The sequence below is a fragment of the Dawidia cretensis genome (assembly GCF_018598175.1).
GTDB classification, from domain to species: Bacteria; Bacteroidota; Bacteroidia; order Cytophagales; family Cyclobacteriaceae; genus Ohtaekwangia; species Ohtaekwangia cretensis.
This window is the reverse complement of record NZ_JAHESE010000244.1, coordinates 1-244: the sequence shown is the minus strand read 5'-3', so window position 1 is coordinate 244 and position 244 is coordinate 1. Positions and strand designations below refer to the sequence as shown.

Here is a 244-nt window from a genome sequence, read left to right as displayed (position 1 = left end):
TTGGTATGTGACTTGCCAGGTGATCGGTTTCCAGCCCATCGGAACTGTTTTCGTTTACGCTAATGCGGAAAAAACCTACAAAGCCGCGGCTGAACAAGATATTGTGATACCCCTTGAGCTTACCAGGGTGAGGAAAGGCGACTACATTGAAATGGATAATGTGAAGGTCTTCGAGAACTCGAATATCTTCAAACCTGAGTCGTCACGCGAGCTGGACGAGCTGGTAGCCATGATGGTTGAAGAT

Annotated in this window: 1 protein-coding gene; it reads left to right on the top strand. The window is 47.5% G+C overall.

The genetic code is table 11. The features are described 5' to 3' along the window. A partial coding sequence (locus tag KK062_RS30510) for a hypothetical protein (protein WP_254088149.1) occupies positions 1–244 on the top strand: 244 nt, incomplete at both ends.